This window comes from Klebsiella sp. K47, from assembly GCF_051858335.1.
GTDB lineage: Bacteria > Pseudomonadota > Gammaproteobacteria > Enterobacterales > Enterobacteriaceae > Klebsiella > Klebsiella pneumoniae.
Map to the genome: position 1 here is coordinate 152,626 of NZ_JBPYUI010000004.1, position 13,540 is coordinate 166,165.

Annotated in this window: 14 protein-coding genes; 7 read left to right on the forward strand and 7 right to left on the reverse strand. The window is 59.3% G+C overall.

The genetic code is table 11. The features are described from left to right. The first annotated feature begins 41 nt into the window (after nt 1-41). The 4 genes from lldP (at nt 42) to trmL (ending at nt 4,217) form a co-directional block, all read left to right on the forward strand. Entirely contained in the window at nt 42-1,697 is a 1,656-nt protein-coding gene (gene lldP / locus RRF55_RS05360) for an L-lactate permease (RefSeq protein WP_130974861.1), read from the forward strand. Continuing rightward, nucleotides 1,694-2,467 (forward strand): transcriptional regulator LldR, encoded by a 774-nt coding sequence (lldR, locus tag RRF55_RS05365; protein ID WP_002922415.1) that lies wholly within the window; start codon nt 1,694-1,696, stop codon nt 2,465-2,467. The genes lldP and lldR overlap by 4 nt, the downstream gene beginning before the upstream one ends. After that, entirely contained in the window at nt 2,467-3,651 is a 1,185-nt protein-coding gene (gene lldD, locus RRF55_RS05370) for an FMN-dependent L-lactate dehydrogenase LldD (protein WP_002922420.1), read from the forward strand. The genes lldR and lldD overlap by 1 nt, the downstream gene beginning before the upstream one ends. A gap of 92 nt (nt 3,652-3,743) precedes the next feature. After that, on the forward strand, nt 3,744-4,217 hold the full coding sequence (gene trmL / locus RRF55_RS05375) for a tRNA (uridine(34)/cytosine(34)/5-carboxymethylaminomethyluridine(34)-2'-O)-methyltransferase TrmL (RefSeq protein ID WP_002922423.1): 474 nt from the start codon (nt 3,744-3,746) through the stop codon (nt 4,215-4,217). 73 nt (nt 4,218-4,290) lie between these two features. Here trmL and cysE read toward each other — a convergent pair whose 3' ends face one another. The 5 genes from cysE to RRF55_RS05400 form a co-directional block, all read right to left on the reverse strand. After that, nucleotides 4,291-5,112 carry a serine O-acetyltransferase gene (gene cysE, locus RRF55_RS05380; RefSeq protein ID WP_002922426.1) on the reverse strand — a complete coding sequence of 274 codons (822 nt, stop codon included), beginning with the start codon at nt 5,110-5,112 and terminating at the stop codon, nt 4,291-4,293. A gap of 73 nt (nt 5,113-5,185) precedes the next feature. Next, nucleotides 5,186-6,205, reverse strand: coding sequence for an NAD(P)H-dependent glycerol-3-phosphate dehydrogenase (gene gpsA / locus RRF55_RS05385; protein ID WP_130974860.1), 1,020 nt, complete (start codon nt 6,203-6,205; stop codon nt 5,186-5,188). Next, the gene (gene secB, locus RRF55_RS05390; RefSeq protein ID WP_002922428.1) at nt 6,205-6,672 is read right to left on the reverse strand and encodes a protein-export chaperone SecB; all 468 of its coding nucleotides are present in this window, start codon (nt 6,670-6,672) and stop codon (nt 6,205-6,207) included. The genes gpsA and secB overlap by 1 nt, the downstream gene beginning before the upstream one ends. A gap of 60 nt (nt 6,673-6,732) precedes the next feature. Further along, nucleotides 6,733-6,984: a glutaredoxin 3 gene (gene grxC / locus RRF55_RS05395; RefSeq protein ID WP_002922429.1), complete on the reverse strand. Its 252-nt coding sequence runs from the start codon at nt 6,982-6,984 to the stop codon at nt 6,733-6,735. 104 nt (nt 6,985-7,088) lie between these two features. Then, nucleotides 7,089-7,520: a rhodanese-like domain-containing protein gene (locus RRF55_RS05400; RefSeq protein ID WP_002922436.1), complete on the reverse strand. Its 432-nt coding sequence runs from the start codon at nt 7,518-7,520 to the stop codon at nt 7,089-7,091. Between the two features lie 245 nt (nt 7,521-7,765). Here RRF55_RS05400 and gpmM point away from each other — a divergent pair, with 245 nt between their 5' ends. From gpmM to RRF55_RS05415, 3 genes are read left to right on the forward strand one after another with little or no spacing between them, the layout of a single operon-like run. Continuing rightward, entirely contained in the window at nt 7,766-9,310 is a 1,545-nt protein-coding gene (gene gpmM, locus RRF55_RS05405; RefSeq protein WP_004152046.1) for a 2,3-bisphosphoglycerate-independent phosphoglycerate mutase, read from the forward strand. A 9-nt stretch (nt 9,311-9,319) separates the two neighbouring features. Beyond that, nucleotides 9,320-10,591: a murein hydrolase activator EnvC gene (gene envC / locus RRF55_RS05410; RefSeq protein ID WP_002922458.1), complete on the forward strand. Its 1,272-nt coding sequence runs from the start codon at nt 9,320-9,322 to the stop codon at nt 10,589-10,591. Nucleotides 10,592-10,594: 3 nt separating this feature from the next. Next, the gene (locus RRF55_RS05415; protein WP_002922459.1) at nt 10,595-11,542 is read left to right on the forward strand and encodes a divergent polysaccharide deacetylase family protein; all 948 of its coding nucleotides are present in this window, start codon (nt 10,595-10,597) and stop codon (nt 11,540-11,542) included. Nucleotides 11,543-11,547: 5 nt separating this feature from the next. Here the strand turns inward: RRF55_RS05415 and RRF55_RS05420 are convergent, their stop codons facing one another. Together RRF55_RS05420 and tdh are read right to left on the reverse strand one after the other, a co-directional pair. Beyond that, nucleotides 11,548-12,336: a glycosyltransferase family 2 protein gene (locus tag RRF55_RS05420; RefSeq protein ID WP_002922460.1), complete on the reverse strand. Its 789-nt coding sequence runs from the start codon at nt 12,334-12,336 to the stop codon at nt 11,548-11,550. 168 nt (nt 12,337-12,504) lie between these two features. After that, on the reverse strand, nt 12,505-13,530 hold the full coding sequence (gene tdh, locus RRF55_RS05425) for an L-threonine 3-dehydrogenase (protein WP_002922461.1): 1,026 nt from the start codon (nt 13,528-13,530) through the stop codon (nt 12,505-12,507). Nucleotides 13,531-13,540: the final 10 nt, after the last annotated feature.

The following is a 13,540-nucleotide window of genomic DNA, read 5'->3' on the forward strand; positions in this document are numbered from 1 at the left end:
GACTCAGCCCTCCTCTCCTGGCGGCCCGATGGAGACCCTGCATGAATCTCTGGCAACAAAACTACGATCCCGCCGGTAATATCTGGCTATCCAGTCTTATCGCATCGCTACCGATTCTGTTTTTCTTTTTTGCGCTGATTAAGCTCAAACTGAAAGGCTACATCGCTGCCACCTGGACCGTCGCAATCGCGCTGGTCGTTGCCTTACTGTTCTATAAAATGCCGGTGGACCGCGCCTTAGCCTCGGTGGTCTACGGCTTCTTCTACGGCCTGTGGCCTATCGCGTGGATTATTATCGCCGCGGTCTTCGTCTATAAAATCTCGGTGAAGACCGGACAGTTCGACATCATCCGCTCATCGATTCTGTCGATTACGCCGGACCAGCGCCTGCAGATGCTGATCGTCGGCTTCTCGTTCGGCGCCTTTCTCGAAGGGGCGGCGGGTTTCGGCGCACCGGTGGCGATTACCGCCGCGCTGCTGGTTGGTCTCGGGTTTAACCCGCTGTATGCGGCTGGCCTGTGCCTGATCGTCAACACCGCGCCGGTGGCCTTCGGTGCGATGGGCATCCCGATTCTGGTCGCCGGCCAGGTGACCGGTATCGATAGCTTCGCCATCGGCCAGATGGTGGGCCGCCAGCTGCCGTTCCTGACCATTATCGTGCTGTTCTGGATCATGGCGATTATGGATGGCTGGCGCGGCATTAAAGAGACCTGGCCGGCGGTGATAGTCGCAGGCGGTTCGTTCGCTATTGCCCAGTACCTCAGCTCTAACTTCCTTGGCCCGGAGCTGCCGGATATCATCTCGTCGCTGGTCTCCCTGGTCTGTCTGACCCTGTTCCTCAAACGCTGGCATCCGGTACGCATCTTCCGCTTCGGCGATCTCGGCGCCTCGCAGGTGGATATGACGCTGGCCCGCACACGCTACACGGCGGGACAAGTGATCCGCGCCTGGTCGCCGTTCCTGTTCCTGACCGCCACCGTGACCCTGTGGAGCGTGCCGCCATTCAAAGCGCTGTTCGCTCCTGGCGGCGCGATGTATGACTTCGTTATCAATATTTCGGTACCATTCCTCGACAAAATGGTTGCCCGTATGCCGCCGGTGGTTAGCGCCGCAACGCCCTACGCCGCGGTATATAAATTCGACTGGCTGTCGGCAACTGGCACCGCCATTCTGTTCGCCGCCCTGCTGTCCATCGTCTGGCTGCGCATGAAGCCGAAAGATGCGCTGACCACCTTCGCCGGGACGCTGAAGGATCTGGCGCTGCCGATCTACTCTATCGGCATGGTGCTGGCGTTCGCCTTTATCTCTAACTATTCCGGGCTGTCGTCGACCCTGGCCCTGGCGCTGGCCCATACCGGCCACGCGTTTACCTTCTTCTCGCCGTTCCTTGGCTGGCTGGGGGTATTCCTGACCGGTTCGGACACCTCGTCTAACGCCCTGTTCGCCGCGCTGCAGGCAACGGCGGCGCAGCAGATTGGCGTCTCCGATATTCTGCTGGTCGCGGCTAATACCACCGGCGGCGTTACCGGCAAGATGATTTCCCCGCAGTCGATCGCCATCGCCTGCGCCGCGGTAGGCCTGGTGGGCAAAGAGTCGGATCTGTTCCGCTTTACCGTCAAACATAGCCTGATCTTCACCTGCATGGTGGGGCTGATCACCACGCTGCAGGCCTACGTTTTAACCTGGATGATCCCGTGATAGTGATGCCTAAACGCCTGGCCGACGACGTGGCGCGTCGCGTCCGGGCGCTGATTGAAGAACAACAGCTGGAGGCGGGCATGCGACTGCCCGCCGAGCGCCAGCTCGCCGCCCAGCTCGGCGTCTCACGCAATTCCCTGCGCGAAGCGCTGGCGATGCTGGTCAATGAAGGGGTGCTGTTGAGCCGTCGCGGCGGCGGCACCTTCGTCCGCTTTCAGCATGAGCCGTGGTCAGAGCAAAACATCGTCCAGCCGCTGAAGACGCTGCTGGCCGATGACCCGGACTACAGCTTCGATATCCTCGAAGCTCGCCACGCCATCGAAGCCAGCACCGCGTGGCACGCGGCGATGCGCGCCACCGACGCCGATAAAGAAAAAATTCGTCTGTGCTTTGAAGCGACCCAGAGTGAAGACCCGGATATCGCCTCGCAGGCGGATGTCCGCTTTCACCTGGCGATCGCCGAAGCCTCGCATAACGTGGTGCTCCTGCAAACCATGCGCGGCTTTTTCGACCTGCTGCACTCCTCCGTTAAGCAGAGCCGCCAGCGCATGTATCAGGTGCCGCCGGTGTTTGCCCGCCTGACCGAACAGCACCAGGCCGTCATGGAGGCGATTGTCGCCGGCGACGCCGAGGCGGCGCGCCAGGCGATGATGGGCCACTTAGGCTTTGTCCACGCCACCATCAAACGTTTTGATGAAGACCAGGCCCGCCAGGCGCGAATTACCCGCCTGCCCGGTGACCACAATGAAAATTCCAGGGAGAACTCGTGATGATTATTTCCGCCGCCAGCGACTATCGCGCCGCCGCACAGCGTATCCTGCCGCCGTTTCTGTTCCACTATATTGACGGCGGCGCCTACGCCGAACATACCCTGCGCCGCAACGTCGAGGACCTTTCCGATGTAGCCTTGCGCCAGCGTATTTTGCGCAATATGTCGGACCTGAGTCTGGAAACGACGTTATTCAACGAGAAGCTGGCGATGCCGACGGCGTTGGCGCCGGTCGGGCTGTGCGGGATGTACGCCCGCCGCGGCGAAGTGCAGGCCGCCGGCGCGGCGGACGACAAAGGCATTCCGTTCACCCTCTCTACCGTTTCCGTCTGCCCGATCGAAGAGGTCGCCCCGACCATCAAGCGCCCGATGTGGTTCCAGCTGTATGTCCTGCGCGACCGCGGCTTTATGCGCAATGCGCTGGAGCGCGCCAAAGCCGCCGGCTGCTCGACGCTGGTCTTTACCGTCGATATGCCGACTCCCGGCGCCCGCTACCGCGACGCCCATTCCGGCATGAGTGGCCCGAACGCCGCCCTGCGCCGCTACTGGCAGGCCGTCACCCATCCGCAGTGGGCGTGGGACGTCGGCCTTAACGGTCGCCCGCACGATCTGGGCAATATCTCCGCCTATCTCGGCAAACCGACCGGGCTTGAGGATTACATCGGCTGGCTGGCGAATAACTTCGATCCGTCGATTTCATGGAAAGACCTGGAGTGGATCCGCGATTTCTGGGACGGTCCGATGGTGATCAAAGGGATCCTCGATCCGGAGGACGCCCGCGATGCGGTGCGCTTCGGCGCTGACGGCATTGTCGTCTCCAACCACGGCGGCCGCCAGCTCGATGGCGTGCTCTCCTCGGCCCGCGCCCTGCCGGCAATTGCCGACGCGGTGAAAGGCGACATCACTATTCTCGCCGACAGCGGCATCCGTAACGGGCTCGACGTGGTGCGGATGATCGCTCTGGGCGCCGACAGCGTGCTACTGGGCCGCGCTTACCTGTACGCCCTGGCGACCCACGGTAAGCAGGGCGTGGCGAATCTGCTGAACCTCATCGAGAAAGAGATGAAAGTGGCGATGACCCTCACCGGGGCGAAAAGTATCCGTGAAATCAGCCGTGATTCGCTGGTGCAGAACGCCGAAGCGCTGCAGACCTTCGATGCGCTGAAGCAGAATAACGCCGCGTAATTCTCCACGTTTTCCCTTACGCCGCCCCTCTCCCTCAGGGTGAGGGTTCGCCAAATATCTGCTATTCTGCCCCCCGCAATTAAGGGGGCAGTATGCTGAACATCGTGTTATTCGAACCAGAGATCCCGCCGAACACCGGGAATATTATCCGCCTGTGCGCCAACACGGGCTTCAGTCTGCATATCATTGAGCCGATGGGCTTCACCTGGGACGATAAACGCCTGAGACGCGCCGGACTGGACTATCACGAGTTCACTGCCGTGCAGCGCCATGCGGATTACGCGGCGTTTGTCGCCAGCGCGCAGCCGCAGCGTCTGTTCGCCCTGACCACCAAAGGCACGCCTGCGCACAGCGCAGTGAGCTATCAGGACGGCGATTTCTTGATGTTTGGCCCGGAAACCCGCGGTCTGCCGGCCAGCATCCTCGATGCCCTGCCGCCGGAGCAGAAAATCCGTATTCCGATGATGCCGGACAGCCGCAGTATGAACCTGTCAAACGCGGTGTCGGTGGTGGTGTATGAAGCCTGGCGCCAGCTGGGGTATCCTGGCGCGGTCTTGCGCAGCTAACCTGAGCGGTTCCCGGATTACGGCGCGTTGCGCCTTATCCGGGCTACATTTCTGTGCTTAGCAGGGCAATACATCAAATCCCGTCGCCGTACTCGAAGGTGTGGTGGATGCCGTTGAAATGCTGATCCATATCCATCGCCGGCTTGTCGCTCTCCGGCTTGCCGACGATACGCGCCGGTACGCCCGCCGCGGTGGTGTGCGGCGGAACCGGCTGCAATACCACCGAACCGGCGCCAATCTTCGCGCCACGCCCGACTTCAATATTGCCGAGGATCTTCGCCCCGGCGCCAATCATTACGCCTTCGCGAATTTTCGGATGACGGTCGCCGCTGGTTTTACCGGTCCCGCCGAGGGTGACCGACTGCAGAATAGAGACGTCATCTTCAATCACCGCCGTTTCGCCGACCACAATGCCGGTGGCATGGTCGAGCATGATCCCGCGGCCGATTTTCGCCGCCGGGTGGATATCCACCTGGAAAGAGACGGAGACTTGATTTTGCAGGAAAATCGCCAGCGCGCGTCGCCCCTGAGTCCACAGCCAGTGGCCGATACGATAGGCCTGCAGGGCATGGAAACCCTTCAGATAGAGCAACGGCGTGGAGTATTTATCCACCGCCGGGTCGCGCGTGCGCACCGCCTGAATATCGCAGGCGGCGGAGGCGATCATTTCCGGATCGGCGGCGTAGGCCTCTTCCACCACTTCGCGAATGGCGATCGCCGGCATAATCGGGGAAGCCAGCTTGTTGGCCAGCATATAGCTCAGCGCGCTGCCGAGATTTTCATGCTTGAGTAGCGTTGCGTGGTAAAAACTGGCGAGCATCGGCTCACAGTCAGCCAAAGCCCGGGCTTCGGCTTTAATATTATTCCAGACGATATCCAGTTCTTCACACGGCATTGCATACTCCAGGCGATATAGTAATGACCTGCCAGTTCTGCGCTGGCAGGGTCATTCAGGTGACAAAGGAAAGCTAATTGCTGCTGCGCTCGTCCTTGCGGGCGCGACCCAATAAGGTCAATGCTGCCTCGCGCGCAATTTTTCCGCAATACAATACCTGATAAATTTCCTCGGTTATTGGCATTTCGACACCTAAACGCTGTGCCAGAACGCGAACTTCCTTGGTATTGCGGTAGCCTTCAACCACCTGGCCAATCTTGTCCTGGGCGCTCTGCACGTCCATACCCTGGCCGAGCATCATGCCGAAGCGACGGTTACGGGACTGGTTGTCGGTGCAGGTGAGCACCAGGTCACCGAGGCCGGCCATGCCCATAAAGGTTTCCGGATCGGCGCCCAGCGCCGCGCCGAGGCGGGACATTTCCACCAGCCCACGGGTAATCAGCGCCGTACGCGCATTGGCGCCGAAGCCGATGCCGTCCGACATACCTGCCCCGATGGCAATGACGTTTTTCACCGCGCCGCCGAGCTGCACGCCGATAAAGTCCGGGTTGATGTAGACGCGGAAGCTTTTGCCGCAGTGCAGTAGGCGCTGAAGGTCCTCCGCAAAATGCGGATCCGTGGCCGCCAGCGAAATCGCCGTCGGCAGGCCGGCGGCCAGCTCTTTGGCGAAGGTTGGCCCCGAGATCACCGCCAGCGGAATATCATCGCCCAGCGCTTCACGCGCCACGTCCTGCAGCAGACGGCCGGTTTCGGCCTCAAGGCCTTTGGTGGCCCACACCAGCCGCGCGTCGGAACGCATCAGCGGTTTAATCTGGCGTAACACCTGACCGAATACATGGCTCGGCACCACGACAAGGATGTCGCGGCTGGCGGCCAGCGCGGTGGCCAGGTCGCTCTCAAGATGCAGCGTATCCGGGAAAGGCACATCGGGAAGGAACGCGGCGTTGCAGCGATCGTGTTGCAGCGTCGCGATATGTTTCGGGTCATGGCCCCACAGCACAACGTGGTGGCCATTTCTTGCCAGGGTGATGGCAAGAGCGGTGCCGTAAGAGCCGGCACCGATCACAGTCATTGCAGCATTAAGTGCGTTCATCAGGCATCCTGATGTTGTTCAGCACCTTCGCCAGCCTGCTGCTGCAGATAGTTCATGAACAGCGCGTCGAAGTTCACTGGCGCAAGGTTAAGTTGCGGGAAGGTACCGCGGGAAACCAGGCTGGTGATGCACTCGCGCGCGTACGGGAACAGAATGTTCGGGCAGTATGCGCCGAGGCAGTGCGCCATCTGGGTGCCTTCGATGCCGTCAATGGAGAAAATACCGCCCTGCTGTACTTCACAGAGGAACGCGGTTTCTTCGCCCAGCGCAGCGGTCACGGTCACACGCAGCACCACTTCATAAACGCCTTCAGCCAGCTGGGTGGAGGCGGTATCCAGATCAAGTTTAACTTCCGGCTGCCAGTCTTTCTGGAAAACTTGCGGCGCGTTCGGCGCTTCAAAAGAGATATCTTTGGTATAGATACGCTGGATCTGGAAGGTCATTTCGGTGCTGTTTTGTTCTGACATAGTAAAACCCTTTCGTGTTGTCCTTAAATACGCGCTTCCGCCAGGGAAAGCGCGCAAAAATTAGCGCAAGAGGGGATCAAGTCCACCACGTGAATCAAGCGCATACAAGTCGTCACAGCCGCCAATGTGCTGCGCATCAATAAAAATCTGCGGAACCGTCGTCCGTCCGCTGCGCTGGATCATCTCCTCACGCTTCGCGGCATCGCCATCGATCGGCAACTCATGGAACGTTACGCCTTTGCTGTTCAGCAGCGCTTTCGCGCGGATGCAGAACGGGCAGGTCGCTTTGGTGTAGATCTCAATATTGGCCATGACTTCACTCCTGTTGTTACCCTGAGGGTTTTACGCCGCAGCCTGTGTTCCCTTCACGTCAGGCATGAAGGAGAAAACGCGGCGGCATCACCACGCGAGGTAAGTTATTTGCCGCGTACCAGAGGGAGGTTTTCGCCGCTCCAGCCAGCAATGCCCTCTTTCAGTACAAAGACTTTTTCAAACCCGGCTTTGTTCAGCGCGCTGGCGGGCTCTTGCGCCTGCATGCCGGAACCGTCTACCACAATAATGGGTTGCGATTTGTGTTTTTCCAACTCGCCGACGTTATTGGCTTTGATATCGCTGGGCAGCAGGTTAATAGCGCCGGCAATATGGCCTTTACGGAAATCGTCACGCTGACGCAGGTCGACCACCACCGCATCTTCTTTATTGATAAGACGCGTCGCTTCACCACGGGTGATGACTTTAACTTTCGACATCAGCCCCTTGAAGGTGGTGAACACTACCGCACCCAGCAGCGCGATCCACGCGATGCTCAGGACCGGGTGACGGCCGATGAATTGCATAATTTCTTGCATGGGGGGTTACAACTCCCGACTAAGTGAGAAAAAAACCAGGAAAGGAGTATACCTGTGCCTTGCGGCAATTACAGCCAGTGAGCGCGATGTAATGTATTTTCTGCGGGCGGTGGCGAAAAAAAGCCGCTCTCGCTGACCCGGCGCGGCCCGGCCGCTCCCTTTCTTTGATCTTTCACGGGGATTTAAACGATTCAGCTGTAGTAAAATTACGCAAAATTTCTGTCTTTGAGCATGAGGTTGTCGCAATGTCGGTTTCTAAAAAACCTATGGTACTGGTGATTCTGGATGGCTACGGCTATCGCGAAGACCAACAGGATAACGCCATTTATAGCGCTAAAACGCCGGTAATGGACGCGCTGTGGGCCAAACGTCCACATACCCTGATCGATGCATCCGGCCTCGAAGTCGGCCTGCCGGACCGTCAGATGGGGAACTCCGAAGTAGGCCACGTCAACCTGGGCGCCGGTCGTATCGTCTATCAGGACCTGACCCGTCTCGATGTGGAAATTAAAGAACGCACCTTCTTCGCCAACCCGGTACTGACCGCCGCGGTCGATAAAGCGGTTGCCGCCGGCAAAGCAGTACATATCATGGGCCTGATGTCGCCAGGCGGCGTCCACAGCCACGAAGATCACATCATGGCGATGGTGGAGCTGGCGGCAGAGCGCGGCGCTGAGAAGATCTACCTGCACGCCTTCCTCGACGGCCGTGATACGCCGCCGCGCAGTGCGGAAAAAACGCTGGCGACATTCGAAGCCAAATTTGCCGCGCTGGGCAAAGGTCGCATCGCATCGCTCATCGGCCGCTATTACGCCATGGACCGCGACAACCGCTGGGATCGCGTAGAACAAGCTTATGATCTGCTGACCCTGGCCAAAGGCGAATTCCAGGCCGATACCGCCGTCGCGGGTCTGCAGGCCGCCTACGCCCGTGACGAAAACGACGAATTCGTGAAAGCCACCGTTATCCGCGCCGCCGGCCAGGCCGATGCCGCGATGGAAGACGGCGACGCGCTGATCTTCATGAACTTCCGTGCCGACCGCGCGCGTGAAATCACCCGCGCCTTCGTCAACGCCGACTTCGACGGCTTTGCGCGTAAGAAAGTGGTTAATCTCGATTTCGTGATGCTCACCGAATACGCCGCCGACATCAAAGTCGCCTGCGCCTATCCGCCCGCCTCGCTGGCCAATACCTTCGGCGAGTGGATGGCGAAGCACGATAAAACCCAGCTGCGCATCTCCGAAACTGAAAAATACGCTCACGTCACCTTCTTCTTCAACGGCGGCGTAGAAGAGCCGTTTAAAGGCGAAGAGCGGATCCTGATTAACTCGCCGAAAGTGGCGACCTACGATCTGCAGCCGGAAATGAGCTCCGCCGAGCTGACCGAGAAACTGGTCGCCGCCATCAAAGGCGGAAAATACGACACCATCATCTGTAACTACCCGAACGGCGATATGGTTGGCCATACCGGGGTGATGGAAGCTGCCGTAAAAGCGGTTGAAGCGCTGGATCGCTGCATCGACCAGGTGGCTCAGGCGGTGGAATCCGTTGGCGGCCAGCTGCTGATCACCGCCGACCACGGCAACGCCGAGCAGATGCGCGACCCGGCCACCGGCCAGGCGCACACCGCCCATACCAATCTGCCGGTTCCGCTGATCTACGTCGGTAATAAAGCGGTCAAAGCGGTCAACGGCGGCAAACTTTCCGACATCGCCCCGACCATGCTGTCGCTGATGGGAATGGAAATCCCGCAAGAGATGACTGGCAAGCCGCTGTTCATCGTGGAATAATCCTTCCCCATGAGGGGAAAGGCGATGTATTCAACTACATGGATCGCAGCGGCAGTTCGATCCGTCCTTTACGCCAGCGCGCTCAGCGCTGGCGTATTGCTGTGCGCGTCATCTGCGCATGCCGACGATCGCGATCAGCTAAAGTCCATCCAGGCCGACATCGCCGCCAGGCAGCGGGCGATTAAGCAACAGCAGCAGCAGCGCGCAAGCCTGCTCGCCCAGCTCAAAGCGCAGGAAGAGGCGATCGCCGCCGCGGCCCGCAAACTGCGCGAAACCCAGGATAGCCTGAACCAGCTCAATAAGCAGATTGACGAGATGAACGCCGCTCTCGCGAAGCTGGAGCGCCAGCGCGCGTCTCAGGAGCGGAACCTCGCCGCGCAGCTCGATGCCGCTTTCCGCCAGGGGCCGCATACCGGCATCCAGATGGTGCTCAGCGGTGAAGAGGGCCAGCGCAATCAGCGGATGCAGGTCTATTTCAGCTATTTCAACCAGGCCCGCCAGGAGACTATCGCGGAACTGAAGAAAACGCGCGAAGAGATGGCGGTGCAAAAGTCGATGCTCGAAGAGAAGCAGAGCCAGCAGCAGACGCTGGTCTACGAGCAAAAGGCCCAGCAGGCGAAGCTGGAGCAGGCGCGTAACGAACGGAAAAAGACCCTTTCCGGACTGGAATCCTCCATTCAGCAAGGTCAGCAACAGTTAAGTGAATTGCGGGCTAACGAATCGCGCCTACGCGGTCGTATCGCCCAGGCGGAGGCTGCCGCCAAAGCCCGAGCCGATCGGGAAGCACGCGACGCGCAGGCGGTGCGCGACCGCCAGCAGGAAGCATCGCGCAAAGGCACCACCTATAAACCAACGGAAAGCGAGCGTTCGCTGATGTCACGCACCGGCGGGCTGGGCTCGCCGCGCGGTCAGGCGTTCTGGCCGGTTCGCGGTCCGCTCCTTCATCGATATGGCGAACAGCTGCAAGGTGAACTACGTTGGAAAGGGATGGTTATCGCCGCGTCTGAAGGCACCGAAGTCAGAGCCATTGCCGATGGTCGGGTCATTCTGGCCGACTGGCTGCAGGGCTATGGTCTGGTGGTGGTGGTCGAACATGGCAAAGGCGACATGAGCCTGTATGGCTATAACCAAAGCGCGCTGGTCAGCGTTGGTACCCAGGTGCGTGCCGGCCAGCCTATCGCGCTCGTAGGCAGCAGCGGCGGTCAGGGCCGTCCGTCGCTCTATTTCGAAATTCGCCGCCAGGGTCAGGCGGTCAATCCACAGCCGTGGTTGGGAAGATAAGTTTTGCTTCAATTTCGCGCAATTGCTCTTGCCGTAGCCGGTTCGCTGGCTCTGGCGGCGCCAGCGTTCGCTGGCAAACTCTCCATCGTTATTGACGATTTTGGCTACCGCCCGCAGACCGAGAATCAGGTGCTGGCGCTGCCGGCAACTATCTCCGTCGCCGTGCTGCCGAACGCGCCGCACGCCCGGGAAATGGCCACTAAAGCGCATAATCAGGGCCATGAAGTGCTCATCCACCTGCCAATGGCACCGCTCAGCAAACAGCCGCTGGAAAAAGACACCCTGCGTCCCGAAATGAGCAGCGAGGAGATCGAGCGCATTATTCGCGAGGCTTACGGCAAAGTCCCTTACGCCGTCGGGCTGAATAACCATATGGGCAGCGCGATGACCTCCAACCTGTTTGGCATGCAGAAGGTGATGCAGGCCCTGGAGCGCTACAATCTCTATTTTCTCGACAGCGTCACCATCGGCAACACCCAGGCCATGCGCGCCGCGCAGGGTACCGGCGTGAAGGTGATTAAGCGCAAAGTGTTTCTCGACGATACGCAGAATGAAGCCGATATCCGCAACCAGTTCAATCGCGCCATCGCCCTGGCGCGGCGCAACGGTTCGGCGATAGCCATTGGCCATCCGCATCCGACGACGGTGCGGGTGCTGCAGCAGATGGTCTATAACCTGCCGCCGGATATCACGCTGGTGCGCCCGAGCAGCCTGCTCAACGAGCCGCAGGTCGACAACTCGACGCCAAACTACGCCCAGCCGCCCGCGCAACAAACGCAGCAGAAGCCGCGTAATCCGTTCCATGGCGTGAAGTCTTGCAAACCGAAGCGCCCGCTGGAGCCTGTGAACGCCAGTCGCTTCTTCACTATCCTCAGCGATAGCATCAGCCAGAGCGCGCTGATCCAGTACTATCGCCTCAAATGGCAGGGCTGGGACAACCCCGGCAACTAGACTACTCAGGGGTCCGTTCGCTTTTGCGCGACGGGCGCCTGGTTATCTTCGTGGGCGTACCACGCCTTAAAATATTTCAGAAAGCTGTAAAACGTCGCGTACAGGCCGGTCACCACGCCGACCTTGCCATAGCGCCACGCCCCGCTAAACAGATACCACTTAAAGAAAGCGCCAATGGCGCTGACGATCCCCCGCGTCAGCGAAGGTTTAATCTGCTGGTACTTCACCAGCCGGGTGGTATAGCTGTTCAGCTTATTAAACACTTCATGCAGCGAATAAAAGGTATCGTGGCGAACGAAGCCCGGCAGCCTGACGGAGCTCGCGTGTCCGACCACCTGGTCATCCACCGGCCGATCGTTAAACCGCGCCTGCTGGCGATTAAAGAGGCGCACCGGATAATCCGGTGAGGAAATGGGGTAGATAGTCCGTACCTGTTTGCCTAGCACAAACCAGTAGCGCGGCAGACGCCAGGCGCAGGTCGGGTCAGGCTCCTCCCCCGCTTTTAGCGCCTGAATGGCCGTCACCACGTCATTATCAAGAATTTCGTCGCTGTCCATGCACAGCACCCAGTCATGGCTGGCCAGCCCGATGGCATAGTTCATCTGCGCGCCGTGGGCTTTATAGGCATGGTGATGGACGGTGAGACCAAACTGCTGGCAAATAGCGACGGTTTCGTCGGTACTGCCGGAGTCGACGACGATACATTCATCGGCAACCTTCAGCAGAGGCGGCAGTACCTCCATCAGCAGGCGCGCAGAGTTACAGGTCAGTAAGCATACGGAGAGTTTAAGCATGATAGTTACAAAGTTAAACTGCGACTAAACACACTGTATAAGCGAATAACCGTAAAATCGATGTAGAAATTGTGCGCTTAATATTAAGCAGGCTAAAAATGTTATCCAAATCTAAATTAAGGCGCCCGCAGGCGCCTTTTTTGCTGATTTTTACGCCAGCATGGGGGGTTAGTCCCAGCTCAAAACCACTTTACCGGACTGGCCGGAGCGCATCGCGTCAAAACCTTTCTGGAAGTCATCAATGCCGAAGCGGTGGGTGATGATCGGTGAGAGATCCAGACCAGACTGGATCAGCGCCGCCATCTTGTACCAGGTTTCGAACATTTCGCGACCATAGATACCTTTGATAAACAGCCCTTTGAAGATGACCTTGGTCCAGTCGATGGACATATCCGACGGCGGGATACCCAGCATCGCGATACGGCCGCCGTGGTTCATGGTATCCAGCATGCTGCGAAACGCCGGCGGCGCGCCGGACATCTCCAGACCCACATCGAAACCTTCGGTCATCCCCAGCTCGGCCATCACGTCATTAAGGTTCTCTTTGGCCACGTTCACCGCGCGGGTAACGCCCATTTTGCGCGCCAGCTCAAGACGGTACTCGTTGACGTCGGTGATCACCACGTTACGCGCGCCGACGTGTTTCGCTACCGCCGCCGCCATCACGCCGATCGGACCGGCGCCGGAAACCAGCACGTCTTCCCCGACCAGATCGAAGGAGAGCGCGGTGTGCACCGCGTTGCCGAACGGGTCGAAGATAGACGCCAGGTCATCAGAGATATTGTCGGGGATTTTAAAGGCGTTAAAGGCCGGGATCACCAGATACTCAGCAAAGCAGCCCGGGCGGTTGACGCCCACGCCGATGGTGTTGCGGCACAGATGGGTGCGGCCCGCGCGGCAGTTACGGCAGTGGCCGCAGGTGATATGCCCTTCGCCGGAGACGCGGTCGCCAATCTTAAAGCCGCGCACTTCCTGACCAATCCCCACCACTTCGCCGACATATTCGTGACCGACCACCATCGGCACCGGAATGGTCTTCTGCGACCACTCATCCCAGTTGTAGATGTGCACGTCGGTCCCGCAAATGGCGGTCTTGCGGATTTTAATCAGCAGATCGTTATGGCCGACTTCCGGTTCCGGTACGTCGGTCATCCAGATGCCTTCTTCCGCTTTCAGTTTGGATAACGCTTTCATCTCATACCCT